The 24,914-nt window shown below is 64.8% G+C and carries 30 protein-coding genes, 1 tRNA gene and 3 pseudogenes; 17 read left to right on the top strand and 17 right to left on the bottom strand.

Going from position 1 to position 24,914, the window contains the following annotated elements:
* Positions 1–20: 20 nt before the first annotated feature.
* From AXW67_RS25905 to AXW67_RS25885, 5 genes are all read right to left on the bottom strand, one after another.
* Positions 21–506 (bottom strand): hypothetical protein, encoded by a 486-nt coding sequence (locus AXW67_RS25905; RefSeq protein ID WP_063680211.1) that lies wholly within the window; start codon positions 504–506, stop codon positions 21–23.
* A gap of 114 nt (positions 507–620) precedes the next feature.
* A complete protein-coding gene (locus AXW67_RS25900) occupies positions 621–1,019 on the bottom strand; it encodes an SRPBCC family protein (RefSeq protein WP_063680159.1) in 399 nt (132 codons plus the stop codon).
* Positions 1,020–1,145: 126 nt separating this feature from the next.
* On the bottom strand, positions 1,146–1,505 hold the full coding sequence (locus AXW67_RS25895) for a VOC family protein (protein WP_027549749.1): 360 nt from the start codon (positions 1,503–1,505) through the stop codon (positions 1,146–1,148).
* A 55-nt stretch (positions 1,506–1,560) separates the two neighbouring features.
* Complete coding sequence (locus AXW67_RS25890) at positions 1,561–2,400, bottom strand: helix-turn-helix transcriptional regulator (RefSeq protein WP_063680157.1); 840 nt, start codon at positions 2,398–2,400, stop codon at positions 1,561–1,563.
* A gap of 95 nt (positions 2,401–2,495) precedes the next feature.
* On the bottom strand, positions 2,496–3,071 hold the full coding sequence (locus tag AXW67_RS25885; RefSeq protein WP_063680156.1) for a methylated-DNA--[protein]-cysteine S-methyltransferase: 576 nt from the start codon (positions 3,069–3,071) through the stop codon (positions 2,496–2,498).
* A gap of 172 nt (positions 3,072–3,243) precedes the next feature.
* Between AXW67_RS25885 and AXW67_RS25880 the strand changes: the two genes are divergently transcribed.
* Positions 3,244–3,317 (top strand) — tRNA-Gly (locus AXW67_RS25880).
* Between the two features lie 53 nt (positions 3,318–3,370).
* Here AXW67_RS25880 and AXW67_RS40880 read toward each other — a convergent pair.
* Positions 3,371–4,105, bottom strand: a pseudogene (locus AXW67_RS40880) (tyrosine-type recombinase/integrase); the annotation flags it as partial.
* A gap of 29 nt (positions 4,106–4,134) precedes the next feature.
* On the opposite strand from AXW67_RS40880, the gene AXW67_RS44330 reads away from it, so the two are divergent.
* The gene (locus AXW67_RS44330) at positions 4,135–4,275 is read left to right on the top strand and encodes a hypothetical protein (protein ID WP_245315725.1); all 141 of its coding nucleotides are present in this window, start codon (positions 4,135–4,137) and stop codon (positions 4,273–4,275) included.
* A gap of 56 nt (positions 4,276–4,331) precedes the next feature.
* Here AXW67_RS44330 and AXW67_RS25865 read toward each other — a convergent pair whose 3' ends face one another.
* Both AXW67_RS25865 and AXW67_RS44785 read right to left on the bottom strand, forming a co-directional pair.
* Positions 4,332–4,769, bottom strand: a complete 438-nt coding sequence (locus AXW67_RS25865) for a hypothetical protein (RefSeq protein ID WP_063680150.1) — start codon at positions 4,767–4,769, stop codon at positions 4,332–4,334.
* A complete protein-coding gene (locus AXW67_RS44785; RefSeq protein WP_161491289.1) occupies positions 4,766–4,969 on the bottom strand; it encodes an Arc family DNA-binding protein in 204 nt (67 codons plus the stop codon). The genes AXW67_RS25865 and AXW67_RS44785 overlap by 4 nt, the downstream gene beginning before the upstream one ends.
* A 313-nt stretch (positions 4,970–5,282) precedes the next feature.
* On the opposite strand from AXW67_RS44785, the gene AXW67_RS25855 reads away from it, so the two are divergent.
* Entirely contained in the window at positions 5,283–5,630 is a 348-nt protein-coding gene (locus tag AXW67_RS25855) for a hypothetical protein (protein ID WP_063680147.1), read from the top strand.
* A 103-nt stretch (positions 5,631–5,733) separates the two neighbouring features.
* Here AXW67_RS25855 and AXW67_RS25850 read toward each other — a convergent pair whose 3' ends face one another.
* From AXW67_RS25850 to AXW67_RS25835, 4 genes are all read right to left on the bottom strand, one after another.
* The gene (locus AXW67_RS25850; RefSeq protein ID WP_063680146.1) at positions 5,734–5,934 is read right to left on the bottom strand and encodes a hypothetical protein; all 201 of its coding nucleotides are present in this window, start codon (positions 5,932–5,934) and stop codon (positions 5,734–5,736) included.
* A 421-nt stretch (positions 5,935–6,355) separates the two neighbouring features.
* On the bottom strand, positions 6,356–6,634 hold the full coding sequence (locus AXW67_RS25845) for a hypothetical protein (protein ID WP_063680143.1): 279 nt from the start codon (positions 6,632–6,634) through the stop codon (positions 6,356–6,358).
* 315 nt (positions 6,635–6,949) lie between these two features.
* Positions 6,950–7,189 (bottom strand): hypothetical protein, encoded by a 240-nt coding sequence (locus AXW67_RS25840; RefSeq protein WP_063680141.1) that lies wholly within the window; start codon positions 7,187–7,189, stop codon positions 6,950–6,952.
* Positions 7,190–7,708: 519 nt separating this feature from the next.
* Positions 7,709–8,518: a cyclase family protein gene (locus tag AXW67_RS25835; RefSeq protein WP_063680210.1), complete on the bottom strand. Its 810-nt coding sequence runs from the start codon at positions 8,516–8,518 to the stop codon at positions 7,709–7,711.
* A gap of 326 nt (positions 8,519–8,844) precedes the next feature.
* Here AXW67_RS25835 and AXW67_RS25830 point away from each other — a divergent pair, with 326 nt between their 5' ends.
* From AXW67_RS25830 to AXW67_RS25780, 11 genes are all read left to right on the top strand, one after another.
* Entirely contained in the window at positions 8,845–9,426 is a 582-nt protein-coding gene (locus tag AXW67_RS25830; protein WP_027549745.1) for a helix-turn-helix domain-containing protein, read from the top strand.
* Positions 9,426–9,938, top strand: a complete 513-nt coding sequence (locus AXW67_RS25825) for a GNAT family N-acetyltransferase (RefSeq protein ID WP_082908050.1) — start codon at positions 9,426–9,428, stop codon at positions 9,936–9,938. Before AXW67_RS25830 ends, AXW67_RS25825 begins: the two co-directional genes overlap by 1 nt.
* A gap of 2 nt (positions 9,939–9,940) precedes the next feature.
* Entirely contained in the window at positions 9,941–10,405 is a 465-nt protein-coding gene (locus AXW67_RS25820) for a GNAT family N-acetyltransferase (protein WP_063680139.1), read from the top strand.
* A gap of 103 nt (positions 10,406–10,508) precedes the next feature.
* Complete coding sequence (locus AXW67_RS25815) at positions 10,509–11,573, top strand: LacI family DNA-binding transcriptional regulator (RefSeq protein ID WP_063680138.1); 1,065 nt, start codon at positions 10,509–10,511, stop codon at positions 11,571–11,573.
* Between the two features lie 109 nt (positions 11,574–11,682).
* Positions 11,683–13,134 carry a xylulokinase gene (xylB, locus tag AXW67_RS25810; RefSeq protein ID WP_063680136.1) on the top strand — a complete coding sequence of 484 codons (1,452 nt, stop codon included), beginning with the start codon at positions 11,683–11,685 and terminating at the stop codon, positions 13,132–13,134.
* Entirely contained in the window at positions 13,135–14,457 is a 1,323-nt protein-coding gene (gene xylA, locus AXW67_RS25805) for a xylose isomerase (protein WP_063680134.1), read from the top strand.
* A 12-nt stretch (positions 14,458–14,469) separates the two neighbouring features.
* Positions 14,470–15,234: an ATP-binding cassette domain-containing protein gene (locus tag AXW67_RS25800; protein ID WP_063680133.1), complete on the top strand. Its 765-nt coding sequence runs from the start codon at positions 14,470–14,472 to the stop codon at positions 15,232–15,234.
* On the top strand, positions 15,234–16,316 hold the full coding sequence (locus tag AXW67_RS25795) for an ABC transporter permease (RefSeq protein WP_027549738.1): 1,083 nt from the start codon (positions 15,234–15,236) through the stop codon (positions 16,314–16,316). Before AXW67_RS25800 ends, AXW67_RS25795 begins: the two co-directional genes overlap by 1 nt.
* A 93-nt stretch (positions 16,317–16,409) precedes the next feature.
* Positions 16,410–17,342 (top strand): sugar-binding protein, encoded by a 933-nt coding sequence (locus tag AXW67_RS25790; protein ID WP_063680131.1) that lies wholly within the window; start codon positions 16,410–16,412, stop codon positions 17,340–17,342.
* 122 nt (positions 17,343–17,464) lie between these two features.
* Positions 17,465–18,442, top strand: a complete 978-nt coding sequence (locus AXW67_RS25785) for an aldo/keto reductase (protein ID WP_063680208.1) — start codon at positions 17,465–17,467, stop codon at positions 18,440–18,442.
* Positions 18,443–18,445: 3 nt separating this feature from the next.
* Entirely contained in the window at positions 18,446–19,288 is an 843-nt protein-coding gene (locus tag AXW67_RS25780; protein ID WP_063680129.1) for an amidohydrolase family protein, read from the top strand.
* A 245-nt stretch (positions 19,289–19,533) separates the two neighbouring features.
* On the opposite strand, the gene AXW67_RS25775 is transcribed toward AXW67_RS25780, so the two are convergent.
* The 5 genes and pseudogenes from AXW67_RS25775 to AXW67_RS44320 form a co-directional block, all read right to left on the bottom strand.
* On the bottom strand, positions 19,534–19,899 hold the full coding sequence (locus AXW67_RS25775) for a nuclear transport factor 2 family protein (protein WP_027549735.1): 366 nt from the start codon (positions 19,897–19,899) through the stop codon (positions 19,534–19,536).
* A 172-nt stretch (positions 19,900–20,071) separates the two neighbouring features.
* Complete coding sequence (locus AXW67_RS25770) at positions 20,072–20,422, bottom strand: RidA family protein (protein ID WP_063680127.1); 351 nt, start codon at positions 20,420–20,422, stop codon at positions 20,072–20,074.
* Positions 20,423–20,500: 78 nt separating this feature from the next.
* Positions 20,501–21,418: a CE1 family esterase gene (locus tag AXW67_RS25765; RefSeq protein ID WP_145927857.1), complete on the bottom strand. Its 918-nt coding sequence runs from the start codon at positions 21,416–21,418 to the stop codon at positions 20,501–20,503.
* A 1-nt stretch (position 21,419) separates the two neighbouring features.
* A pseudogene (locus AXW67_RS44325) lies at positions 21,420–22,355 on the bottom strand (FAD-binding dehydrogenase); the annotation flags it as partial.
* 1 nt (position 22,356) lies between these two features.
* Positions 22,357–23,079: pseudogene (locus AXW67_RS44320) on the bottom strand (FAD-binding protein); the annotation flags it as partial.
* Between the two features lie 251 nt (positions 23,080–23,330).
* Between AXW67_RS44320 and AXW67_RS25755 the strand changes: the two are divergent.
* The 3 genes from AXW67_RS25755 (at position 23,331) to AXW67_RS25745 (ending at position 24,786) form a co-directional block, all read left to right on the top strand.
* The gene (locus AXW67_RS25755) at positions 23,331–23,852 is read left to right on the top strand and encodes a Clp protease/crotonase-like domain-containing protein (RefSeq protein WP_027549731.1); all 522 of its coding nucleotides are present in this window, start codon (positions 23,331–23,333) and stop codon (positions 23,850–23,852) included.
* A 120-nt stretch (positions 23,853–23,972) separates the two neighbouring features.
* Positions 23,973–24,167 carry a hypothetical protein gene (locus tag AXW67_RS25750; RefSeq protein ID WP_063680123.1) on the top strand — a complete coding sequence of 65 codons (195 nt, stop codon included), beginning with the start codon at positions 23,973–23,975 and terminating at the stop codon, positions 24,165–24,167.
* Positions 24,168–24,195: 28 nt separating this feature from the next.
* Positions 24,196–24,786: an SCO family protein gene (locus tag AXW67_RS25745; protein ID WP_063680121.1), complete on the top strand. Its 591-nt coding sequence runs from the start codon at positions 24,196–24,198 to the stop codon at positions 24,784–24,786.
* Positions 24,787–24,914: the final 128 nt, after the last annotated feature.

Below are 24,914 nucleotides of genomic sequence, written 5' to 3'. Positions count from 1 at the left end.
CGGCTGTACGTCGCCGCGATTCAGCGATGCCTGTGGCGGCGATGGCCGCCACCGCCGCCGACATTGGCGAGCCGCATCAGTTGCGGAATCATTGCCATCATGTCGCCGCCGCCGGCGCCGCCCAGCATGCCCATGATGTCGCCGCCGCCAAATCCCATGCCGGTCGGCATGGTGCCGCCCATCGACGCGTAGCCGCCATAGTTGGGCGCACCGAAACCGCCGCCGAAATTCGCGCCGCCAAGGCCGCCGGTCATGCCACCGAGCCCGCCGCCGTTCTCCATCATGCGGCTCATCATCGGGCCCATGGTCCGCATCAGCATGGCGAAGCGGCGCTTGCCCATCTTCGCCTTCATCATCTCCAGCATCGGCGCCATCTGGGTCATCATGTCCTCGCCTCCGGCGCTTCCACTGGAGCCTGCGAACTGCGCCTTCGCTGGCGAGCTCGCGATCGATAGCAGCAGCAGCACGGCAGCCGCCTGGCAGATCACCTTGTCCGCACCTCTCATGGCATGCTCCTCGCGTGCGCAGCTCCGCCGGAAGAGCAGAGCCAACCGGACGCACGCGAGAATGGTTACGGGCGAGCAGGGGTGAACTCTGTGAGAAAAATCACAGAGCCGCCGCTAGGCCGCAGACGGAAACGCCTTGTGCATGGCGATCACCGCCTCCTTGGTCTGCCCCTGCACGTAAGCCGCAAGCTCGTTGGGCAGCATGTCGATGATCCAGACGAGACGGCTCTTGGCTTCGCCCTCGGCGATCACCTGCACCGAGGCGCTGTAATGCTCCAGCCGCTCGTTGTTGATCGCATAGACCAGGCGCTGCCGGGCATCGTCGCAATCGACGAGCACCTCGCGCGCCACCGAGCCGTTGGCGAAGGTGACGACGCGCACCTCGCCGTCGAGCGTGCAGGCGGTCACGAAGCCCGGCACCAGCCGCTCATGCAGCGCGCCGAAATCGCGCACCGCGTCCCAGACATCGCGCGCGGAGGCATTGAGGGGAATGTCGTTGTGGATGGAGGCCATGGGGTGTCCTTGAATTTGCGGTAGAGAGTAGGGTGGGCAAAGGCGCAAGGCGCCGTGCCCACCATTCATCGACGTTGTCGCGCGCAATTGGTGGGCACGCTTCGCTTTGCCCACCCTACCGGTCCGTCACGTACAAACCGCCTCGACATTGTTGCCGTCGGGATCGATGAGGAACGCGGCGTAGTAGGTCGGGCTGTAATCCCTGCGCGGCCCGGCGCCGCCATTGTCGCGGCCGCCACTCTTCAGGCCCTCGCTGTGGAAGGTCTTGACGGCGTCGTGGTCCTTGGCGCGGAAGGCGATGTGGGCGCCGTCGGCTTTGCGTCCCTTGTTCAGATGCAGCCAGAGCGCGGGCTCGCCCTTCGGCCCGAAGCCCGCATAGCCGTCGCCGTTCGAGCACAGGACGTAGCCGAGCGGGGCCAGCACTGCGGTGTAGAAGCGCATGCTGGCGTCGAGATCGGCAACGCGTAATCCGATGTGGTCGTACATGATCGTCTCCATTGCAAAGCGCGCCGCGAATGGCGCGCGCCGGAGACAAACCTATTCAGTTGAGGGCAAGCTGCTCTTGGAAAATCTTGCGGTCGCCGCGCGAGGCCTGGCGGAACTTCGTCGGCGACACGCCGGCGGCGCGGTGGAAGGTGCGGACGAAGTTGGAGAGATCGCCGAAGCCGACGTCATAGGCGATATCGGTGACCGCGATCTCGTCATCGGTCAGCAGGCGCGCCGCATGCCGCAGCCGCGAGCGCACCAGGTATTGATGCGGGGTGACGCCGAGCACGGCCGAGAACAGCCGCAGGAAATGGAAGGGACTCAATCCCGCCTGCCGCGCGGCCTGTTCCAGGTCGACCTCGGCGTGCGAGTTCTCGTCGATCCACAGCGCGGCTTCGACCGCGCGGCGGCGGTCGCGCGCGGTCGGTGTGGCCTGCTTGCGCGTCTTGCCCGAGACCACATCGACAAAGCGGCCGGCAAAGATCTGGCCGACCTCGTCGAGGCCGATATCGCTGTTGCCATCTGCTGCCGTCTGGGCCAGTTCGCCGAGAACCATCAGCTCCGGCAGCGGCGGCGTCGCGCCGACCTGCCAGATCTCGCGCCGCCCGCCGAGCGCGTCGACGAGGTCCTCGCTGAGGAAGAAGGACAGGCAGACGTCGCCGCAGACGTGTTCATGCGTGCAGGTGTATTCGTCGCCGGGGGCGCCGACCAGCACCGAGCCCGCCACCAGCTCGAAGAAGCCGGCGCGGCAATGGCAGCCAAAGCTGCCCGAGCGGACATAGGCGATGGAATGACCGGTGCGGCACTCCGCAAACGGCTTGTCATCCGGTCCCGCATCGCAGCGAAACTCGGAGACGGTCATGGATTGTGTCGTCAGCAGACGGGTCGCTTCCATCCACCTTATCTAGGCATGATCCGGAAAAGTGTGTAGCGGTTTTCCGATAAGATCATGCCCAAAAAAGTGGGCCGAGGCGCGATCAAAATCGCGCTTCAGCTCGCCCGCGGTGGGGCAACAGGCAGCAGCACCTCGAACAGCGTCTTGCTGGCGACGGGGTGGGCGCCTTCCAGCGCGAGCAGCCGCCGCTTGGAGATCACCCCGCCGTAAGGCGAGAGCCGGTCGGTGTAGTTGCCGGCTTCCAGCACCCGGTGGCAGGGCACGATGATCATGTAGGGATTTTTCGCGATCGCCTGCGCCACCGAATGCGTGGCGCCGGAGGCCCCGAGCGCTTTGGCAACTTCGAGATAGGTGCGCGTCTCCCCGCGCGGGATGCTGCAGGCGAATTCATAGACGCGCCGGTGGAAGGCGGGCATGCCGCCGGCGTCCAGGCTGACGTCGGAAAAATCGGGGTCGCCGCCCTGCAGCAGCGCCGCAATGCCCTCGATCGCCAGCTCGGCGTTGTCGGACGGCCGCTGCTCGCGCGCCTCGGGATGGACCTGGAAAATCCGGCGGCGGGTGTCGATCTCCCGCGCCTCCGGCAATTGCACGGCGATCACGCCGATATTGCTCCAGACGATGCCGCAGCGGCCTATGGCCGTGTCGAATATCGCGTAAGCACGCCCCACCATGCGCACGCCCCACTCACACTACGTTTCCCCAACCGTGCGACCATAACACCGCCACAATCCGGCGCACCTGGAATCTTGCCAACAAGTTAAGAAGCGTGAGGCCAAGTGCGCCAAACCGCTTGGCGCGAGCCGCCGTCTCGGCTAATCAGGTGGGGCGTGAAGAGCGCGCACCGCGGGCGTAGTTCAATGGTAGAACGGCAGCTTCCCAAGCTGCATACGAGGGTTCGATTCCCTTCGCCCGCTCCAGCACTTAGCAGGACTCGGCTGGAAGGTTTTGCAGGTGGTTTTGCAGAGTCTGTTCACTCTCTGGCCTCCAGCTTCCTGATCCGCGCCTTGATGGCGGCGTTCCGCCCGACGTATCTGCGGATGATCTTCTCGACCGACTCCTCCTCCCATGCGAGCGTTTCGGCGATCTCGCGCATGGTGAAGCCGGCGACGTAGAACTTGGTCGCCGCAGTTCCGCGTAGGTCGTTGAAGTGCAGATCCCGCTCCGACATCTCGGCGTCGATCTTGGCCTTGTTGAATGAGCTTCCGAACCCGTCGACTGTCCAGGGTCGTCGCTTGGTGCTCGTGAGGATCGTGGTTGCCCGCTTAGGGATGCGCGCGAGAACCTCGCGCAGTGCACCGTAAAGCGGGATGATCGCCTCCCGCTTGTGCTTGCTTTTGCCGGTGGTGAGGATGATCGCGTCGTCTCCGACATGAGACCATGAGAGCTTCACCAAGTCACCGAGCCGCAAGCCAGTATGCGCGGCGAGGTCGACTGCGTGGGCGATCACGGCCGAGCAGGTCTGCTTGATGTGCGCGATGTCGGAGTCGGTCCAGATGATTTCGGAGCGATCGTTGCTGTAGAGGTGCGCGATGCCCTCGCACGGGTTGCCGGCGATCTTGCCCAGCTCGACGGCATGCGCCAGCACGCGCGAGAGAACCTGCATACCGTAGTCGGCGGTGCGCGGTGTAGCGGCCCACCGATTGCGCCAGCGGCGAATGACCGGGCGAATCTTCTCCGGACGGTCGAATTGGACGATCCGCAGGTCGCTTCGCGATGCCCTTGAGGTTAATCTGCATGGCGAGCCTCGAATTCCGCGAGCTCTCGGTCCAGCTCGGCGGCGGCGCCATCCTGCTCCCGGCCAATGCAGGAAACAAGAACATCCCCCTCCGCCGTGATCCTGATCTGGACGCCAGCCGGCAAGCCCGCGTCCACTAGAGTCTTGACGGTCTTGGCGAGGTCGGTCCGGCGGAAGTGCTGGCGGGCGCGAGACATCAGGTGGTCTCGATCGCCTTCGCCAACTGCGGCGGGACATCCATTATGGGGTCGAGGCCAAGAAGACTCTTGTAGCACGCCGCCCTGAGCACGGCCTTGGCCAGAACAGTGTTATCGAAGGTAATACCGAAATATGCGTAGCCTTCCGCGTCCGGCAGTGTGACATCTACGGCGTGTTGACCATCAATCGTCAGCCAGCCGTGCGCGAAAGCGATCCCCGAGCGACTACTAAGGCAAAGCCCTTCAACATAGGCAGCGCGTCCAGCAATGGCGAGGCGTTGAGCGTTGCGGAAGCAAGACTTGCGCGCCATCTGGCGAAAGCCCTTCGGGCGCGTGATGCCGGTGAATAGCTTGCCGTTGGCGACAAGGTTCTCGTAGGCGAGTTTGGACCGCTCGCGTGCCTCGGTTTGTAGCTCGTTGATAAGGCCGTCGCTCATCTCTGCACCGCCTTCTCGCGCTCCTCGCGCTCGGCATTGAGAGCGGCCATGAATGGCTTGTACTCGGCCGTCTTCTCCCGCTCGGCACGCTCCCTGATCGATCTGATCAGCTCGGCCGTCATGGATGTGCAATTTCTCTCAGCCCAAGACTGGAGGTGGTCGCGGACGTCTTGGGGAGCTCTCAAATTCAATGGCTTCATGGAATCCTCGTGCGAAGCAGCAAGCATGTCGCCAGAGATGATCTTGCTTCGCTCAACACCGGGCAAGCGGAACTAACGTCATTCGAGGTGGATACCGCACACGAGGTTATCCGCCACAAAAGTAAATGGCCCGGCGAGATGCCGGGCCATTTGTTGGTGGATACCCGAGATCGTGTCAGAGCGCGGCGGCGATGCGCTCGACGGCCAGCCACTCCCTTAAGGGTGAACAGCTGATAAACGGCGGGTTCAGCATTGCTTCAAAGCGCGCGATGTAGAACGCGATCACCACATACATCATGGAGTGGAGGGGACAATGATTTCGCTCAATAAAGCTCTCTCAGCCAGCGTCGCCGCGATCGCCGTCACCGCGACGATATTCGTCGGCTCTGCGCCCGCTCAAGCGCACGACGGCCGCAACGCCGCCCTGATCGGCGGCTTGGTTGTCGGGACTCTCGTCGGCAGCGCGTTGGCATCGGACGCGCAGGCGTATGAGCCCGCGCCGGCGTACCGTTCCTACCGCTACCCCGCGTATGGCGGCACCTACTACTCAGCCCCGCGCCACTATTCTAGCGGCTATGACGAAGGGTATTACGCGCCCCGCCATCGCCATTGCGATCACGACTACCGACCCGTTTCTGGCTGGGACGACGACGAGGACTAATCAGCGTTACGCCAGCGCGGTAGGCCCGCCGGTTAGCGGTCGGAGTGCTGCTTCGTAGCACCCTCTGCTGATCCGGCGGGCCACTGTGTTGTTGTCGGTGCGATCAGAGCGCGGAGGCGAGCTGCTTCAAGGTCTCATGCTGCTCGGTGAGCACGGTTCGCACAGCAAGGATCGCGATGGCGAGCCGCACGGCTTGGTCGCGCTCGATCTCGATTGTACGGCCGGAAACGTCGAACCTGTATTGTGCAAAGTCTGAGCCGGCAAAGGTGATGGCGGGCGATGGGATTGCAGTGGCTTTTGACATGGTTAGTCTCCAAAGATTGACGGTCTCCCTTGGCGACCCTGCGAAAGCCGCGCCGGTTCTGCCGGCGATGGAAGTCTGCACCATTTCCACGGGCCATAGGTGCACCAGTTTCCCCGGCTTTTGGTGCACTTTCATCACAAGAGCTTGACCTGCCTCTGGTGCTGCTGGCCTGCAAAGCCCCACCTCAGCCGGCAGAACGTCGATGTGTTGGGAGTCTAGGGGCTCGCGGCTTCCTTCTTCAACGCGATCCGGCGCGATTATACCCCCCGCGCCGCGTGTGCCGCTGGGTGTGATGCGTTATTTCGAGCGGCCGGCTATCTCCGGTGCCGGAAGAAGAGCGCGCGTCAGCGGGCTCGCCAGCGCGGCGGATCATGCGATTGAAGCGGCGGTAGCGCCACGCCGGGATTCTGCGGGCCTCTTACTACGCGTCCTTTCGACGCTTCTTGATCATTTGTCTGATCGACCCGGCAGCTTCGATCAATGGCGGCGTCAATGAATAGAAGGCGCTTAATGCGACCGCAATGATGGTATACCGGATCGATACTTTATCTTCATCAGCTTGGTCGCTGTTCTGGTCGGCCGGCGCAGAAGCGAGGCCAGCCGGGTTGGATTTGCCCGCCTTTCGCGGCGGGGTCATCACGACGACGAAAAGCGCGTTGATCAGCAGCCACATGCCGACGATGATCAGAAACGTCTTCATAAGACCACGCGCAGATTATCAAAATGAAATCTAATCGAGAAAAACTAGGATTCGTATTTGGCGTGTTCAAAATAAGACGTAGGTGCGTCTTTGATACGAATGTGCTGACGGCAAGCTTACAAGGGAACGATGTCGCCCTCGATCGCTTGCCGCCCGGCGCGCGCGTGGCGCTGGAGCACGATGTCGCGCGCTGATCGGCGTGTCTACCTCCTAGTCAACAGCCAGACCGCGTCGCCAAACACGCCTCGCTTCCTCGGCCGAGACGCCCGGATGCCGGCGACGGAATTCGGCGACACGTTCAGACCTTGCGCTCGCTCATGGCGCGGTCTCCCCCGCGGCAAGCTTCTCGGCCGGCGCCTTCTCCATAGCCTTGATATCTTTGGCGCCGAGTTCGTCGGCCAGCTTGCTGTCTTCATCCTTCGCGGGTGGCGGCGCGGTCCCGGTGGCATTCTCGAGCGCGGTGACGAAATCGCTGCCCCAAGCGGCGAGGTCTCGCATCTTGTTCATGATGGGACCGTCACCGCGCCTGTCCTGCACGTTGTTGCTCCGGCGCATCCAATAAAATCGGTTACGTTCCACTCCCGCGGGCGCGCGCCGTCACTTTCTGGGATGGTGACCGCGGGCCGCCCAACTCCGCAAGGTCGAGCTCGATCGCGCCAGAGGCCGCTTCCTCACTCGAGGGGCGGCCTTTCGGCTTTTCCGGCGGCATTACCGAGTCCTTCCTTCATCGATAGCTGGTGCATGGGAATGGTCTCCTTTGGTCTCCGCGCTCTGCGAAAGCGCGTTTGCTTATGTGGTGATTTCGATCAGGCATCGTCAGCTCGCTTCCGCACCTTGACATAGGTGCTCGCGGTCTCGATCAGGTGCGGCCGCCACACAGACTCCGGCGCGCGCCCACTGGTTTTGTATCGCGCCTCAAACCCATTGACGGCATTGAGGGCGGTTAGCGCTAGTTTTGTAGCCAAGCTCTTGATATGCCTGATAGACGTCGAGCTTCCCAAGCTGCATACGAGGGTTCGATTCCCTCCGCCCGCTCCAAAGCTTCGCCGCTCGGCGGACGAGCATCGATCGAAATCACGGCACGATGGCGAAGGCGCGGGCGGGGAAGCCCAGGCCGTCCTTGACCTTCGGCCAGCTCACGACGATCAGGGCGCCCTTGGCGGGGACCTGATCGAGATTTGCCATGACCTCGATCTGATAGTGACCGCTCTTCAGGATATAGGTCTCTGAATCCATCTTGTCGGTGATGTCCGTATCCATGGACTCGTGACCGGTCGCGGTGACGTGGCGCTGCTCGTACAGGAATTTGAGGGTCTCGAGCTTCCAGGCGGGAAATGGGCTGCGCTTGAAGCGATCCGGATTGCTCTCCCAGTCCTTGGACATGTCGGTCCGCAGTGCGACGAATGCGCCTTCCGGCACACGGCCGTTCTTGTGCTCCCATGCATGTAAGTCGTCCAGCGAGAATGCGTGGTTGGGATCCTTGACGAGATAGGGCGTGTCGTCGAGCACGATGAGCGGCAGGATCATCTGCTTCAGCGGAATCTTGTCCATCGTGGTCCCGTGCTCGTCGAAATGCGCGGGCGGATCGACATGCGTGCCGTATTGTCCGACCATCTCGTAATAGGTGGCTCGAAAGCCGTCATGCGCGATGTCGTAGGGCCGCTTGGTTGTGGGATCGACGGCCGGCGTCATCTTGGCCTGGCCGAATCCGGACCAGACCGGTGTGTCCGTTCCGAAACTGTGGGTCAGATCGACGAAGCGCGCATTCGCGATCGTCTTGTAGACGGTGCTCAGCGATGCCGCCGTCGCGGCCGCGTTCGTTGCACAGAGGAGACATGCGCCGGCGAGCAGGCGGGTGACGATGGTGCGGAATTTCGGCTGCATGGCCGGCTCCATGATGGCGCTTTGGGATTACATCGGCGTTCGTTGGCGGTTCGCAAGGAGGATGGCGCCTCACAAGTGGGGCACTTCAGGCTTTCACGACAAGGCTGAAGTCAAACGCATTGGAAACCTCAATGTCGAAGAGGCACGAATTTCCTTTCCGCCAGATCTGCGTCTCGTCCTGGAGCCAAAATCATGCGCCAGCGAGATTCTAATATATTAGTCTACCGGTCCCGGCATTCACCGCGCTTCCCGCCTAAGCTCCTCTCGCCCGGCAGGTGCGGTCCGGTTGCCGGGCGATGTTCGGATGAAGGCCAGGACCAACGAGAATGGACCAGCAAAAGCTCGACAGGGCGATCGGTCGCCGCTTGAAGACTCTCAGGACGCATGCGGGCATGACGCTGAATGAACTCGCCGCGCGCTCTGGCGTGAGCCGCGCGATGATCGGGCGGGTGGAGCGGGCGCAGAGCAGCGCGACCGCTTCGCTGCTGGGAAAGCTTTGCGCCGCGCTCGACGTGTCCTTGAGCGACGTGGTCGCGCTCGCCGAGAAGCCGCCGGAGCGGCTGGTGCGGCTCGCAGACCAGCCGCACTGGCGCGATCCCGAGAGCGGCTATCGCCGGCGCCATGCTTCGCCGACGGATGCGGCGAGCGGTATCGAGATCATCGTCGTCGACCTGCCGGCCGGCGCGCGGGTGCCGTACAGCCCCTGGGGCCGTAATGCCTTCACCCAGCAGCTCCTGATGCTGGAGGGTGCGATCGCCGTGCACATCGACGCCAAGACGGTGCGCTTGCGCGAGGGCGACTGCCTCGACTTCGACGTGATGCGCTCGGTGATTTTCGAGAACGAAACCAGGCAGGACGCGCGCTACATCATCATCGTGCGGCGCGGTACCTCTTACGGGAAGATGTGATGTCGCTGATCGTGCGGGACGCCACGCTCGAGGATGCCGCCGACATCCTCGCCATCTACAATTTTGCCGCGCTCAACACCACGGCGGTCTGGACCGACGGCCCGGCCGATCTTGCCTCGCGGCGCGACTGGATCTCTGCGCGGCAGAAGGCTGGCTATCCCGTGCTGGTCGCGATGAAGGGCAGGGATGTCGTCGGCTTCGCCTCGTTCGGCGATTTCCGTCCCTGGCCCGGCTATCGCCACACCGTCGAAAATTCCGTCTATGTCGATGAGCAGCACCACAGGAGTGGCATCGGCCGCAGCCTCGTCGCCGCGCTGATCGAGCGCGCCACCGCGCTCGACAAGCACAGCATGATCGCCGGCATCGAGGCCGCCAACGCCGCCTCGATCGCGCTGCATGCCTCGCTCGGCTTTGTTGAGGTCGCGCGGATGCCGGAGGTCGGCTGCAAGTTCGGCCGCTGGCTCGATCTCGTCTTCATGCAGCGGCGGCTTGCGACCGAGGTGAAGCCGTGACGATGCAGATTGGCACCGGCGACACCTACGATCCGCGCGTGATCGCGATGCTCGATCATCACGTCGCGACGGTGCGGGCGCAGACCGCGCCGGGCAGCGCGCACGCGCTCGATCTCTCCGGGCTTCGTGCGCCCGACATCGCGTTCTGGACCGGCTGGGACGGCGAGACGCTCGTTGCCGTGGGCGCGCTGAAGACGCTTTCGGCCGATCATGGCGAGGTGAAGTCGATGCACACGCTGCAAGTGGCGCGACGGCGCGGGTTTGCGGGCCAGATGCTCGGCCACCTCATCGCCGAGGCCCGCGCGCGCGGCCTCAAGCGGCTCAGCCTCGAGACCGGCTCGTGGGACCATTTCAAGCCCGCGCATGCGCTCTACCGTGCGCACGGCTTCGTGCCCTGCGGCCCGTTCGAGGGCTATGTCGAGGACCCCAACAGCGTGTTCCTGACGCTCGACCTGACCGGTCGCTAGGGCCTCGCCGGGCGACGTGCGACGCACAACCGGCACTCGAAAGCATCGGCCGGCCCCTCAAAATGAGTTGCGTACCTCAAAATGCCTCTGCTAGCCTTCAGCCATGGACCAGGACACGGACACAGCGACTGACACGGTCGCCACCCCCGCGCTGACGCTGAAGGACATCGCCCGCCAGGCGGGTGTCAGCCTCGCCACGGTGGATCGCGTCCTGCACAACCGTCCGGGCGTGCGGCCGGACACGGTCCGGCGCGTCAAGGAGGCGATCGCGCGCAATGCGTTCCAACCCCATGTGGGTGCCGCTGAGCTTGCGCGCGCGCGGGCCCGCCGCTTTGCCTTCGTGATGCCGACAGGGCCGAACCTGTTCATGCAGCAGATTCAGGCCTATCTCGACGAGATGTCGGCCTGGCTCTCGGCCCGCCGCCTCAGCGTCGAAGTGGTTGCGACCGACGTGTTCGATCCGTCCGTGCTCGCCGCCTCACTGGAGGCGCTGTCGGGCGATTATGACGGCGTCGCGGTGGTGGCGCTGGACCATCCGAGCGTCCGCGCCGCGATCGACGATCTCGTCGAGGCCGGCACCAAGGTGGTGACGCTCGTCTCGGACGTGCCGTCCTCGCGCCGCCACCATTATGTCGGCATCGACAACATCGCCGCCGGCCGCACCGCCGGCGCGCTGGTCGGGCGGCTCGCCGGCCAAAAGTCCGGTAAAGTGGCGATCGTCGCGGGCTCGCAGGGCCTGCGCGACCATGCCGAGCGCATCTTCGGCTTCAACCAGGTGATGGCCTCGGAATTCCCCAGGCTTGACGTGCTGCCGGTGCTGGAAGGACGCGACGACGACGATCGCTCGGAACAGGCTTTGGCGCGGCTGTTCGGCCGGCATGCTGACATTGTTGGTCTTTACAATGTCGGTGCCGGCACGCCAGGCGTCGCCAGGGCGTTGAGCAATGCCGGCCGCGAGAAGCAGGTGGTGTTCGTTGGCCACGACGTCACGGTGCTGACGCGCCGGCTGCTGCTGCAGGGCGTGATGGATGCCGCGATTTCGCAGAATCCGGGACATGAGGCGCGCGCCGCCGTGCGCGTGCTGCTCGCGCTCGCCCGTGGCGAGCCGATTCTGCGTGAACAGGAAAAGATCAGGATCGACATCGTGATGCGGGACAATCTGCCGTAGGTCAAAAGGTCGAACGAAGGGCCAACGGCAGGTCGAGATTCGAGAAGGCCTGTTGCGGAAGAGGCGACGCAAGTTCGCAGGCCGCGACGGAGCTGAAAGGGAGGATGGCGTGTATCTCGGAATGGACATCGGCACGTCCGGTGTGAAGGCGGTGCTCGTGAACCCGGCCGGCGCGATCGTCGCAACGGCGGCGCGCGAACTTTCGCTGTCGCATCCCGCGCCGCTGTGGTCCGAGCAGGATCCGGACGCCTGGGTCAATGCCGCGATCGGCGCGGTCGACGATCTCGCAGCTCACTATCCGCGCGAGGTCGCGCAGGTGCGCGGCATCGGTCTGTCCGGCCAGATGCATGGTGCGACGCTGCTCGGCGCGGACGGACGGCCGCTGCGCCCGGCCATCCTCTGGAACGACGGCCGCTCGCATGCCGAATGCGTCGAGCTCGAGCGGCGCTGTCCGTCGCTGCACGCCATCGCCGGCAATCTGGCGATGCCAGGCTTCACCGCGCCAAAGCTGCTCTGGGTCGCGCGAAACGAGCCCGACATTTTCGCGCGCGTCGCAAAGGTGCTGCTGCCGAAGGCCTATGTGCGCTATCGCCTCACGGGCGAGATGATCGAGGACATGTCGGACGCCGCGGGCACGCTCTGGCTCGATGTCGGCCAGCGCCGCTGGTCAGCCGAGCTGTTGCGGGCCACCGGCCTCGATCTCGATCACATGCCGCGCCTCGTCGAAGGCAGCGAAGCGAGTGCGATGCTCGCGCCGGAATTGGCGCAGCGCTGGGGCATGGCAGGGAATGTCGTGGTTGCCGGCGGGGCCGGTGACTGCGCGGCAAGCGCCATCGGACTCGGCGCGATAGCCCCCGGCGATGCCTTCCTGTCGCTCGGTACCTCCGGCGTCGTGTTCCGCGTCACCGACCGGTTCGCGCCGGCGCCGGCCTCGGCGGTCCACGCCTTCTGCCACGCGCTGCCTGGTGTATGGCACCAGATGGGCGTGATGCTGTCGGCGGCGGCCTCGCTCGCCTGGCTCTCCGGCGTGATGGAGACGCCGGCCGCCGCGTTGCTCGCGCCCCTCGGCGAGCGCGTCGACGGGCCGAGCCCCATAAAATTCCTGCCCTATCTCGACGGTGAGCGCACACCGCACAATGACGCTGCCGCCAGCGGAGCCTTCGTCGGCTTGCGCGGCGCGACCGGACGCTCCCAGATCGTTCAGGCCGTGCTCGAAGGCGTCGCCTTCGCCGCGCGCGACAATCTGGCGGCGCTGAGCGGCGCGAGCGCGCCGATTGCGGAGGTCGATCTCGTCGGCGGCGGCTCGCGCTCGCCGCTCTGGGCGCAGATCTGCGCCGACGTACTCGGCATTCCCGTCCACCGCGTCGAGGAAGGCGAGGTGGGGGCGGCGCTCGGCGCCGCGCGGCTCGGCCGGCTCGCCGCCACCGGCGAGGACCCCGCAGAGGTCTGCACGCGTCCGCGGCGGCTTGCGACCCTCGCCCCCCGCGCATCGACGACCAGCGCCTACCACGATGCCTATCGTCGTTGGCGCGATCTTTATCCCGCGTTGAAGGAGCTTTAAGTGAACGCATCAGCCAAATTCTTCGATGCAAGCGCACCCGTCGCCTTTGCCGGCAAGGATGCCGGACAGGCGCCCGCCTTCCGCTGGTACGACAAGGATCGCGTCGTGCATGGCCGCCGGCTCGAGGATCATCTTCGTTTTGCGGTCTGCTACTGGCATTCGTTGTGCTGGCCTGGCGGCGATCCCTTCGGCGGCGAGACGTTCCTGCGCCCCTGGCATCGCGGCACCGATCCGATGGCGCAGGCGCGCGCCAAGGCAGACGTCGCCTTCGAGCTGTTCCGCCTGCTCGACGTGCCCTTCTTCACCTTCCATGACGTCGATGCCGCGCCGGAAGGCGCCTCGCTCGCAGAATCCGTCGCCAACCTCAACGCGATCGCCGATCTGTTCGAAGCGAAGATGGCTTCAGCCAAGGTGCGGCTGCTCTGGGGCACGGCCAACCTGTTCACACATCGCCGCTACATGGCGGGCGCAGCGACCAATCCGGACCCCGATGTCTTCACCTATGCTGCAGGCCAGGTCCGCGCCGCGCTGGAAGTGACGCACCGGCTCGGTGGCCAGAACTATGTGCTGTGGGGCGGGCGCGAGGGCTACGAGACGCTGCTGAACACCGACCTCGAGCGCGAGCTCGATCAGCTCGGCCGCTTCGTGTCGCTGGTCGTCGAGCACAAGCACAAGATCGGCTTCAAGGGCCCGATCCTGATCGAGCCCAAGCCGAAGGAGCCGACCAAGCATCAATATGATTTCGACGTTGCCACCTGTTACGGCTTCCTGCAGCGCTACGATCTGCTGAAGGACGTCAAGCTCAACATCGAGCAGAACCACGCCATCCTCGCCGGCCATTCCTTCCATCACGAGGTCGCGCTGGCCGAGGCGCTCGGCGTCTTCGGCTCGCTCGACATCAACCGCGGCGACGATCTGCTCGGCTGGGACACCGATCAGTTCGCGATGAACGTGCCCGAGCTGGCCCTGGTGTTCCACGAGATCCTGAACCGTGGCGGCTTCACCTCGGGCGGGCTCAATTTCGACGCCAAGATCAGGCGCCAGTCGATCGATCCCGATGACCTGATCCATGCCCATGTCGGCTCGATGGATGCCTGCGCGCGCGCGTTCCTCGCCGCCGCCGACATGCTTGATGCCGGCGCGCTCACGGCGCCGCTTGTCGAGCGCTACGACGGATGGGCAAGCAGCGAGGGCCGCGCCATTCTCGGCGGCGAGCGTTCGCTGGCCGACCTTGCCGATCGTGCGCTTAAGCCCGGCTTCGACCCGCAGCCGCGCTCGGGACGGCAGGAATATCTGGAATCCCTGGTCAACCGCTACGTCTGAGCGAGGCCGCCTATGGCAAATGCAGCGACAGCATCGCAGCCGGTCCTCGAACTGACCGGGATCGGCAAGGAGTTCGGCGCGATCCGCGCGCTGCATGGCGTCGACATGCATGTCCACCCGGGCGAGGTGGTCGGCCTGATGGGCGACAACGGCGCCGGCAAGTCGACCCTGGTCAAGATCATCGCCGGCAATTTCCGCCCCAGCCATGGCGAGATCCGCTTCGCCGGCAGCGCAGTGCATTTCAACCGCCCGGTTGATGCCCGTGCCGTCGGCATCGAGGTGGTCTATCAGGATCTTGCGCTCGCCGACAATCTGACGGCGGCCGCCAACGTGTTTCTCGGCCGCGAGCTGAAGCGCAAGTTCGGCCCGCTTGCCCTGCTCGATCACAAGGCGATGGCGGCGCGCGCGCTGGAGCTGTTCGGCGAGCTGCGTTCGGAGACGCGCCCCGACGATCTCGTCAAGCAGATGTCAGGCGGCCAGCGCCAGGCGGTTGCGATCGCGCGGACGAGGCTTTCCAATGCGAAGCTCGTGATGATGGACGAGCCGACGGCCGCGATCTCGGTGCGCCAGGTCGAGCAGGTGCTGAGCCTGATCCACCGGCTGAAGGAGCAGGGCGTCGCCGTGATGCTGATCTCCCACCGCATGCCGGACGTGTTCGCGGTGTGCGACCGCGTCGTCGTCATGCGCCGCGGCGAGAAGCGGGCCGACAAGCCGATCCATGAGACCTCCCCTGAGGAAGTCACCGCCCTCATCACCGGCGCGAAGGAGGCGGCGTGATGGCCATGCCCATGGAATCCCCGATCACCTTCACCAATGTCGGCAAGGCCAAATGGTGGCAGCGCGGCATCTTCGCCTCTCAGACCGGCTACGTCCTGCTGGCGCTGGCGGTGCTGCTGGTGATCATGCATTTCGCCAGCCCGTATTTCTTCACCGAAGGCAATATGCAGAACGTGGCGAAGAATTTCTCCTTCATCGCCATTGCCACGCTCGGCGTCACCTTCGTGATCATCACCGGCGGCATCGATCTCTCCGTCGGCTCGATGATGTGCTTCTCGGCCATGATCACCTCGATGGTGATGACCGAGCTGTCGACGCCCGGCTCGCCCGCGGGCTCCCTGTTCGTGCACATGGCGGCCGACGGCAAGACCGTGGTTGCCAACGTGCCGGGGCTGATCCTGCTGGTCTCGCTTCTCGCGGGCCTCGGCGTGGCGCTGATTGCCGGCCTCGTCAACGGCTTCTGTATCGCCGTGCTCGGCTTGTCGCCGTTCGTGACCACGCTCGGCATGCTCTCGATCGTGCGCGGGCTCGGCTATGTCGTCTCCAACGGCCGCGGTAGTTTTCCGGGCGGGCCCGACGCCGATTATTTCTATGCGCTCACCTCGGGAGACGTGCTCGGCGTGCCCGTGCCCTTCATCTATCTCGTCATCCTGGCGCTGGCGATGGCCGTCGTCCTGCACCACACCTCGTTCGGCCGCCACGTCTTCGCACTCGGTGGCAACGAGAAGGCGGCTGAGCTGACCGGCATCCCGGTCGTGCGGGTGAAGATCGAGGTCTATGTGATCTGCGCGCTCGCCGCGGGGCTCCAGGGCATCATCATCTCCGGCTGGCTCGGCTCGGCGCCTGCCAACATGGCGACATCCTACGAGCTCAACGTGATCGCCGCGGCCGTGATCGGCGGCGCCAATCTGGCCGGCGGCATCGGCGGCCCGTTAGGGGCCATTGTCGGCTGCGTCCTGCTCGAGGTGATCCGCAACGGCCTCGTGCTGGCGCAGGTCAGCTCGTACTGGCAGCAGACACTGGTGGGCGTGATCATCATCCTGGCGGTGCTGGTCGACCGTATCCGCTCGCGGATGAGTTGAAGTGACGTCGTTTCGGGATGGCAACGAAGATACGCCCGTCCGCTTCCCGGACGATCTTGAGAGGACAGGCGCCAGAAAAGGGTGGAGGAGACAATGAGGAAGCTTCTTCTTGCCGGCATTGCCGTCGCGATGATGGCGACACCGGCGTTTGCCGCGAACTACCGCTTCGTGATCGTGCCCAAGGCGATGAACAATCCGTTCTTCGATTTCGCGCGCGACGGCTGCCAGAAGCGCGCCAAGGAGCTCGGCAACATCGAGTGCATCTACAAGGGGCCGGTCGAGCACGAGCCGGCGACGCAGGCGCAGATCATCCAGGACTTCATCACCCAGAAGGTCGACGGCCTCGCGATCTCGGTCGCCGACGTCGCGGCGATGACCAAGTCGATCGAGGCGGCGACCGCGGCCGGCATCCCCGTCATCACCTTCGACGCCGACGCGCCGGGCTCCAAGCGGATCGCCTATATCGGCACCAACAACAAGGAGTTCGGCGTCGCGCTCGGCAAGCAATTGCTGAAGCTCCGGCCCGACGGCGGTAAATATGCCATGGTCTCCGGCGGCCCCGGCGCGAAGAATCTCGCCGAGCGCGTCGATGGCGTCCGCGAGGCGCTGAAGGGCTCGAAGTGGACCGAGGTCGGTGGCTCGCCGACGTTCTGCAACGATGATCCCGCGCTCGCGGTCCAGCAGATGACGGATCTGCGCACCGCGACGCCCGACCTCGCCGCGATCGTTCCCGTCGGCGGCTGGCCGATGTTCGCGCCCGAAGGCTTCAAGGCCTTCGCCTCCAGGTACAAGAAGGACATCGATGCCGGCAAGTTCACGCTGGTCGTTGCCGATACGTTGAAGATGCAGCTCGAGCTGCTCCGCGACGGCTACGCCAATGCGCTGGTCGGTCAGCGGCCGTTCGAGATGGGCGAGAAGGCGATGGACACGCTGCTCGCCATCAAGAAGGGCGAGAAGGTGCCGGAGATCGTCTACACCGGCCTCGATCTCGTGACCAAGGACAACGTCGCACAGATGCTGAAATAGGAGTGTCGCCAGCCCCACACTCCTATGCTCTCTCCCGCTTGCGCATCCCGCAGGCGGGAGAGACACTGGCCCTTGGAAGGAACTTCGGCCCTTGAAGATCCTGGGCTTTGAAAGGAATGGAAATGAGACGGTCGCGGTTCGGCGCTCTCGACATTACGTCAATCGGTCTCGGCACGGCGCCGCTGGGCGGATTGTTTGCACCCGTGAGCGATGCCGATGCGGAAGCAACGATTGAGCGCGCCTGGTCGCTGGGGGTCCGCTTTTTCGACACCGCGCCGCTCTACGGCTTCGGTCTCGCCGAGCGGCGGCTGGGTGGCTTCCTGCGGCAGAAGGACCGCGACGCCTACGTCATCTCGACCAAGGTTGGACGCCTCTTGCGCTCGCCGGATGGCGCTGCCGCCGAAGACGATCACTACAAAGGCACCTCGCGCGAGCGGCCGGTGTTCGACTTCAGCCATGACGGCGTGATGCGTTCGGTCGAGGAGAGCCTTGAGCGCCTCGGGCTCGATCGCGTCGATATCCTGCTCGTGCATGATCCGGACGATCACTATGACGATGCCGTCGCTGGCGCCTTCCGTGCGCTCCGTCGTCTCCGTGACGAGGGAACGATCAAGGCGATCGGCGCCGGCATGAACCAGTCCGAGATGCTGGTCCGCTTCGCCGAGGCTGTGCCGCTCGACTGCTTCCTGCTCGCCGGCCGCTACACGCTGCTCGACCAGGGCGCGCTGGATGCGCTGTTCCCGGTATGCCTCGCGAAAAACATCGGCATCCTGCTCGGCGGCATCTACAACAGCGGCATTCTCGCGGATCCGCGCGCCGGCGCGAAATTCAACTATGAGGATGCCGGCGCCGCGCTGGTCGCGCGCGCCCTGGAGCTTGACGAGCTCTGCCGCAAGCACGGCACCGAGCTGAAGGCCGCCGCGTTCCAGTTCTGCATGGCCCATCCGGCGGTGACGGTCGCGTTGACCGGCGCCCGCAACGCCGCGGAAGTGTCCGACAACATCGCAATGGCGGAGCGCACCGTGCCGCCGGCCTTCTGGCAGGAGCTGCGTGCGCGCAAGCTCGTCGATGCGCGGGCGCCGCTGCCGGGTGGAGTGTAGCGCATGGTGATCGACGGCCATCAGCATTTCTGGGATCCGGCGCGCGCGGATTATCCCTGGATGGATTCGCCTGAGCTCACGCCAATCCGCCGCGCCTTCGGCCCTGCCGATCTCGCGCCGCTGCTGAAGGCGAATGGTATCGATGCGAGCATTCTTGTGCAATGCCGCTCGGCGCTGGCCGAGACTGAGGAGTTTTTGCGCATCGCCAGCGCAACGCCGTCCGTCATCGGCGTGGTCGGCTGGGCCGATCTCACGGACGGAGCGCTCGACGAGACGCTTCATCGCCTGCGCGCCTCGCCGGGCGGCGACAAGCTGGTCGGCATTCGCCATCAGGTCCACGACGAGGCCGATCCGGATTGGCTGCTCCGCGAGGACGTGCAGCGCGGCCTCGCCGCGGTGTTCGCGAATGATCTCGCCTATGACCTGCTGGTCCGCAGCCGCGAGCTGCCGGCCGCGATCGCAACCGCTCAGGCCTTCCCCAAGGCGCGCTTCGTTCTCGATCACGCCGCCAAGCCGCCGATCGCCGATGGCGGAAGCGACGAATGGTCCGATCGCATCGCCGCGCTCGCGACTTGCGGCAACGTCTGGTGCAAGATCTCGGGCCTCGCGACAGAGGCGAAGTGGGATGATTGGGATGCAGAGCGGCTGTTCCCGTTCGTGCAGCATGCCGCAAACTGCTTTGGCGAAGACCGCCTGATCTTCGGCTCCGACTGGCCGGTGTGTCTGCTTGCCGGCAGCTACGGCGAGATCAAGCGCGCGCTGGAAGCGTGCCTGGCGAGGCTGGGACCGCAGGTACGGGACAAGGCGTTCGGGGCGAACGCGAAGGCGGCGTATCGGTTGGGTTGATTGCATCAGCGAGCAAGCTGCTCTCTTCCTTCTCCCCTTGTGGGGAGAAGGTGGCATAGTCGGCCTTCGGCCGCCGTTCTTAAGAACGCCGATGCTTTGCATCGGCTATGGCGCCGGATGAGGGGTTATCTCCGCAAGTTCCTGTCGCGAAAATCATGCGTGGAGAGATACCCCTCACCCATCTCGCCGCTACGCGGCGAGCCACCCTCTCCCACAGGGGGAGAGGGTGAGCAGAGTACCTCTCCTCACGCGCCCGCCGGCACCTGATCCAGAAATCCCGTGATGCTCTTGATGCGGCCGCCGCTGAGCACCGCAAAATCAGTGCCCTTGATCGGGCTGTCGACGCCGTCGGGACCGAGGCCCCAACTGAAGCGGACATGGTCGCCATAGCCGTTGGGCTCGCCGATCAGCTTGAACTTGAAGTCGGGAAAGCGCTGCTGCACGCCGGCGATCAGCGCGTCGACGCCGTCATGGCCGTTGCCCTTCATCAGGGGATCGACGTAGCTCGCGTCCGCCGTCCAGTTTTCGCTGAGCAGTTCGCGCCGGCGGCTCGCCATGCGCTCGTTCCAGAGGTCGATGTAGCGGCGGGCGATGGTGACGTGATCGGTCATGGTGCTCTCCTTCGATGGCGCCGTGTGCTCGGCTGTCCCTGACTATCGAAGGTTTGCGCGCGCCGATCGATTACCTCTGAGGTCATGCGCATGCGACAATGCGCCAACAAAAAACTGAAGCGCGATGATGTTTTCATCGCGCTTCAGAAGCACCATAATTCTTGCGCGAAAATTACTTCGCCGCGGTCACCATGATCTCGACGGTGTATTGCGGCGCCGCCAGCTTGGCTTCGACGGTGGCGCGCGCCGGGGTGTTGCCGGGCGACACCCAGGCGTCCCACACCGCGTTCATTTCCTGGAAGGTCTTCATGTCGGTGATGTAGATCGTCGCCGACAAGAGCTTCGACTTGTCGGTGCCGGCCTTGGCGAGATGGCCGTCGATCGTCGCCAGGATGTCCTGGGTCTGCTTGGTCACGCTTTCGCCCGCCGTCTTGTTGGCGACGACACCTGCGAGATAGACGGTGTTGCCGTGCACGACGACCTGGCTCATGCGCGGGCCGGTTTCGAAACGCTGAATGCTCATTGGGGGCTCCTGGTAAAATGGCGGCCCTGTCTAGCGCAGGGCCTCGCGCTCTGCCACCCCGCGCGATGCATGCGTCGCCTACGGAAACTGGCTGAAAAAAGCCCAGATCGTCTCGGCGCCGTCGATGTCGCCGTTCTGCGGCCCGAGCAGACTAGCTGCCATCTTCGGGAAGCGGGCGTCGGGGGACAGTCCGGGCATGCGATGGCCGCCATCGTTGATGCGATAGAGCTGGACGTCGTGTCCCTTGGGACAACGGGAGGTGATCCGCGTGACCGTGGACTGGTCGGCCGGATTGCCGTCGGGCAAGTTTGTCGCGGCCGCGTCGTCCGCCTCACAGCCATTGAGCTTGCGCCAGAACGCCAGCGTCCTGGTGGTCGACCAGAACCCGTCTGCGGCAAAATAGCTCGACCCGCGTCCGCCATCGTAGGGGATCAGCGGATCGGCGGTGCCGTTCATGAACAGCATCGGCAATGGGCGCGACGGATGGCAGGCGGCAGCGGCCTCCTCGGTGAGATTCATGATCACGCTCGCACCCGCCGCGAACAAATCGGCGCGCGCGCAGATCAGCGTCATGGTCATGGCGCCGCCATTGGAGACGCCGGTGACGTAGACGCGCTTGGGGTCGGCGGTGCCGTCAGCCATCAGCTTCTCGACGATCTTTGCGATGAAGGCGACGTCGTCGGTGCCCGCGGGCGGGTCTCTTCCGGCGCGCCCCGCTTCGGTCCTCGCGTCGGCCCATGCATTGTTCAGCCCGTCGGGAAAAACCACGGCAAAACCGTCGCGCTTGGCGACCTGCGGCCAGGCTGTGCGCGCCATCATATCGGCGCCGCGCTGGGTTTTCCCGTGCAGCACGATCACGAGCGGCGCGGGCTTCTTTGCCGGCAATTGCGCGGTGTAGGACCGCTTCACGCCGCCAACGTCGATCGTATCGGCGAATGCGGCCGGGACGGCGGCAAGTCCCGCAACCACCGCCCCGATGCGCAACCACCGTCGCACTTTACCCCACCGCTCTTGCCGCCGCGCGGCCGGCATTGCGGCCCGAGAACAGGCAGCCGCCGAGGAAGGTGCCCTCCAGCGAGCGATAGCCGTGCACGCCGCCGCCGCCGAAGCCGGCGGCTTCGCCGACCGCATAGAGGCCGGGAATGATCTGTCCCTCCTGGCCGAACACGCGCGAGTCGAGGTCGGTTTCGAAGCCGCCCAGCGTCTTGCGGGTGAGGATGTTGAGCTTGACCGCGATCAGCGGCCCGTGCGCGGGATCGAGGATTTTGTGCGGAGAAGCGGTGCGGATCAGCTTGTCGCCGATATAGCGGCGCGCATTGTGGATGTTCATCACCTGCGCATCCTTGACGTAAGGATTGACGATCTCGCGGTCGCGCGCCTCGATCTGCATCTTCACATGGTCGAGCTTGAGAAGGTCGTTGCCGGCGAGCTTGTTCATGGCCGCAACGAGGTCGTCGAGCTTGTCGCGCACGATGAAGTCGACACCGTGACTCTTGAAGGCCTCCACCGGCGCCGGTGCCCCCTTGTTGGTGGCGCGGCGCAGCGTCATGCGCCAGCTCTTGCCCGTGAGGTCCGGATTCTGCTCCGATCCCGACAGCGCGAACTCCTTCTTGATGATGCTCTGCGTCAGCACGAACCAGGAATAATCGTAGCCGGTCGACATGATGTATTTGAGCTGGCCGAGCGTGTCGGAGCCGGGAAACAGCGGCGCCGGCAGGCGCGTGCCCGTCGCGTCGAACCACATCGAGGAGGGGCCGGGCAGGATGCGGATGCCGTGGCGCGGCCAGATCGGATTCCAGTTCTGGATGCCCTCGACATAATGCCACATGCGGTCGCGGTTGATGAGCCGCGCGCCGGCCGCCTCGGTGATGCCGATCATGCGGCCGTCGACATGCTCGGGTACGCCGGAGATCATGAATTGCGGCGGCTCGCCNGAGCCGTTTCGGCCAGTTCTGCCGCACCAGGTCGTGATTACCGCCGATGCCGCCGGAGGCGACGATCACCGCCTGCGCCTTCAGCGCGAAATCGCCGACGACCTTGCGCGAGGAACTCTTGCCGCGCTCGACGTGATCAGGCTCCAGGACGGCGCCGCTGACGCCGTCGACCGTGCCGTTCGTCATGCTGAGCGCATCGACGCGGTGGCGGAACTTGAAGATCAGCCGGCCGCTTCTCGCCGCCTCGCGCGCGCGGCGCTCGAACGGCTCGACGATGCCTGGCCCGGTGCCCCAGGTGACATGGAAGCGCGGTACCGAATTGCCATGGCCCATCGCATCATAGCCGCCGCGCTCGGCCCACCCGACTACCGGGAAGATGCGATGACCCATCGCGCGCAGCCAGTCGCGCTTCTCGCCCGCGGCGAACGCCACATAGGCCTCGGCCCATTGGCGCGGCCAGAAATCCTCGTCGCGGTCGAAGCCGGCGGTGCCGATCCAGTCCTGCAATGCGAGATCGAAGGAGTCCTTGATGCCGAGCCGTCGTTGCTCCGGCGAATCGACCAGGAACAATCCGCCGAAGGACCAGAACGCCTGGCCGCCCAGCGACTGCTCGCCCTCCTGGTCGACCACGATCACGCGCTTGCCCGCATCCGCAATCTCCGTTGCGGCCACCAATCCCGACAGTCCTCCGCCGACGACGATGACGTCCGCCTGCTCCGTCATGAGTTCCCCCCTGTAGTTGCCCGGATTGAAGCCAGCGGTTGTAGCTGAGATCAAGGGTGCGGTGCGTAAGAGTCCGTTAACATGTTCCAGTTTGGGACCGGGATGCACCGGGTGCAGCGCGCCGGCAACACTAGGGTTGAATTTGTTTTGAGCGAGCCGGGGCGCCTAGACAAAACCACAGAGTCGACGGACGCTAGCATCAGGCTTGCATCACCTGACAAACAGATTCGAATGCGACTGGGGCGGGGGACATGAAGGTTCTGACGGGGTTGCTCGCGTTGGTGCTCTTGCTCGCGGGTATGGGGGCGTCCCACGCGGTGGTCCGGATCGCGGATGATCGCGGCGGCAGGATTGGAACCTACGTCGATAGATATCAGGACCTGCGCCAGTCCGGTGAGACCGTCATCATCGACGGGCTCTGTGCCTCAGCCTGCACCATCGTCCTCGGCGCCATCCCGCACGATCGGATCTGCGTGACCTCGCATGCGACGCTGGGCTTCCACGCCGCCTGGGATTTCGGCTCCAACGGCCGCGCCATCACCAATCCCGAAGCGACCCAGATGCTCTATGCGATGTATCCCTCGCAGGTGAGGCGCTGGATCAATCAGCGCGGCGGTCTCACCCCGCACATGATCTTCCTCCGGGGCAAGCAGCTCCAGTCGATGTACAAGCCCTGCTATCTGGACGCGCAGGCCTCGACCAGCCGACCGGTGCGCCGGGCTCTCCCGCAAGCGGAAGAGCTGGAGTCCGCCCGGGGCCAGTTGCTTCACTGATAACACTGCGTGATCTAATTTCCGGGGACTGTTCCTTGGCCCGCCGGCGGCGCTTGCCCGGGCGCGGGCCAGTGCCTATTTGAATGGCAAGGAAACCGGGCCTTCGCCCTGATCATTGTCATGGCTCAATCGCTGCATCCCGCCCATCCTGTATCGGACAATTCGCCCACTGCCGGCCGAACGCCGTCCATGCTGGTGTTGGCTGGCGCGGGCCTCAGTGGCCTGGTCGTGATCGGCGCGCTCGCACTGTGGTTCCACTATGGCACCCGGGTGTTCTTCGAAATGATCAGGACTGGCTTCGCCGCCTGTTTCTGACCCCGGGACAACAGGAAGTTTTCCGACCATGAGCTCCACAGCCCGCCCGCTGGTGATCGCAACCGCCTTCGCCGCAAGCCTCGTCGTCGGGCTCCTCGTCGTGTTCTGGGCGATGGGCGGCGTGAGCAAGGTGGCGCAGCCGGCCGCGATCGGCGGCCCGTTCCAGCTCACCGACCAGCACGGCAAGACCGTCACCGACAGGAGCCTCAAGGGCAAGCCGACCCTGATCTTCTTCGGCTACACCCATTGCCCGGACGTCTGCCCGACCTCCCTGTTCGAGATATCGGAGGTGCTGCGCGCGATGGGCAAGGATGCCGACAAGGTCAATGCCTATTTCATCTCGGTCGACCCCGAGCGCGACACGCAGGCGGCCATGAAGGACTATCTGTCGAGCTTCGATCCGCATCTGGAGGGCCTGAGCGGCGATCCCGCTGACATCGCCAAGGTCCTCACCTCCTATCGGGTCTACGCCAAGAAGGTCCCGGCCAAGGACGGCGACTACACCATGGACCACACCGCGCTGATCTATTTGATGGACCGCGACGGCCACTTCGTCTCGCCGTTCAACCTGAAGCGGAGCCCGGAAGAGGCCGCGGCCGACCTGAAGCGGTATCTCTGAGGTTTGCTCGCCGCGACCTCCGTCGCATCTCTCGGGGCGCTGAAGCTTCCATATCGTCATGGCCGGGCTTGACCCATCCACGCCTACCTCACGGCACAAAGAACGTGGATGCCCGGGACAAGCCCGGG

The organism is Bradyrhizobium neotropicale, assembly GCF_001641695.1.
GTDB classification, from domain to species: Bacteria; Pseudomonadota; Alphaproteobacteria; order Rhizobiales; family Xanthobacteraceae; genus Bradyrhizobium; species Bradyrhizobium neotropicale.
Note: the sequence above shows the minus strand (reverse complement) of the source record. Positions and strands in the feature narration are given on the sequence as shown.

Coding starts and splice junctions, on each gene's coding strand:
- AXW67_RS25800 (WP_063680133.1), top strand. CDS start 14,470: ATGGCAAATGCAGCGACAGCATCGCAGCCGGTCCTCGAACTGACCGGG.
- AXW67_RS25780 (WP_063680129.1), top strand. CDS start 18,446: ATGGTGATCGACGGCCATCAGCATTTCTGGGATCCGGCGCGCGCGGAT.
- AXW67_RS25815 (WP_063680138.1), top strand. CDS start 10,509: ATGGACCAGGACACGGACACAGCGACTGACACGGTCGCCACCCCCGCG.
- AXW67_RS25770 (WP_063680127.1), bottom strand. CDS start 20,422: ATGAGCATTCAGCGTTTCGAAACCGGCCCGCGCATGAGCCAGGTCGTC.
- AXW67_RS25855 (WP_063680147.1), top strand. CDS start 5,283: ATGATTTCGCTCAATAAAGCTCTCTCAGCCAGCGTCGCCGCGATCGCC.
- AXW67_RS25775 (WP_027549735.1), bottom strand. CDS start 19,899: ATGACCGATCACGTCACCATCGCCCGCCGCTACATCGACCTCTGGAAC.
- AXW67_RS25895 (WP_027549749.1), bottom strand. CDS start 1,505: ATGTACGACCACATCGGATTACGCGTTGCCGATCTCGACGCCAGCATG.
- AXW67_RS25840 (WP_063680141.1), bottom strand. CDS start 7,189: ATGCGCCGGAGCAACAACGTGCAGGACAGGCGCGGTGACGGTCCCATC.
- AXW67_RS25795 (WP_027549738.1), top strand. CDS start 15,234: ATGGCCATGCCCATGGAATCCCCGATCACCTTCACCAATGTCGGCAAG.
- AXW67_RS44330 (WP_245315725.1), top strand. CDS start 4,135: ATGGCGAGCCTCGAATTCCGCGAGCTCTCGGTCCAGCTCGGCGGCGGC.
- AXW67_RS25900 (WP_063680159.1), bottom strand. CDS start 1,019: ATGGCCTCCATCCACAACGACATTCCCCTCAATGCCTCCGCGCGCGAT.
- AXW67_RS25790 (WP_063680131.1), top strand. CDS start 16,410: ATGAGGAAGCTTCTTCTTGCCGGCATTGCCGTCGCGATGATGGCGACA.
- AXW67_RS25845 (WP_063680143.1), bottom strand. CDS start 6,634: ATGAAGACGTTTCTGATCATCGTCGGCATGTGGCTGCTGATCAACGCG.
- AXW67_RS25835 (WP_063680210.1), bottom strand. CDS start 8,518: ATGCAGCCGAAATTCCGCACCATCGTCACCCGCCTGCTCGCCGGCGCA.
- AXW67_RS25745 (WP_063680121.1), top strand. CDS start 24,196: ATGAGCTCCACAGCCCGCCCGCTGGTGATCGCAACCGCCTTCGCCGCA.
- AXW67_RS25825 (WP_082908050.1), top strand. CDS start 9,426: ATGTCGCTGATCGTGCGGGACGCCACGCTCGAGGATGCCGCCGACATC.
- AXW67_RS25750 (WP_063680123.1), top strand. CDS start 23,973: ATGGCTCAATCGCTGCATCCCGCCCATCCTGTATCGGACAATTCGCCC.
- AXW67_RS25820 (WP_063680139.1), top strand. CDS start 9,941: ATGCAGATTGGCACCGGCGACACCTACGATCCGCGCGTGATCGCGATG.
- AXW67_RS25905 (WP_063680211.1), bottom strand. CDS start 506: ATGAGAGGTGCGGACAAGGTGATCTGCCAGGCGGCTGCCGTGCTGCTG.
- AXW67_RS25885 (WP_063680156.1), bottom strand. CDS start 3,071: ATGGTGGGGCGTGCTTACGCGATATTCGACACGGCCATAGGCCGCTGC.
- AXW67_RS25890 (WP_063680157.1), bottom strand. CDS start 2,400: ATGGAAGCGACCCGTCTGCTGACGACACAATCCATGACCGTCTCCGAG.
- AXW67_RS25830 (WP_027549745.1), top strand. CDS start 8,845: ATGGACCAGCAAAAGCTCGACAGGGCGATCGGTCGCCGCTTGAAGACT.
- AXW67_RS25865 (WP_063680150.1), bottom strand. CDS start 4,769: ATGAGCGACGGCCTTATCAACGAGCTACAAACCGAGGCACGCGAGCGG.
- AXW67_RS44785 (WP_161491289.1), bottom strand. CDS start 4,969: ATGAAGCCATTGAATTTGAGAGCTCCCCAAGACGTCCGCGACCACCTC.
- AXW67_RS25785 (WP_063680208.1), top strand. CDS start 17,465: ATGAGACGGTCGCGGTTCGGCGCTCTCGACATTACGTCAATCGGTCTC.
- AXW67_RS25850 (WP_063680146.1), bottom strand. CDS start 5,934: ATGTCAAAAGCCACTGCAATCCCATCGCCCGCCATCACCTTTGCCGGC.
- AXW67_RS25755 (WP_027549731.1), top strand. CDS start 23,331: ATGAAGGTTCTGACGGGGTTGCTCGCGTTGGTGCTCTTGCTCGCGGGT.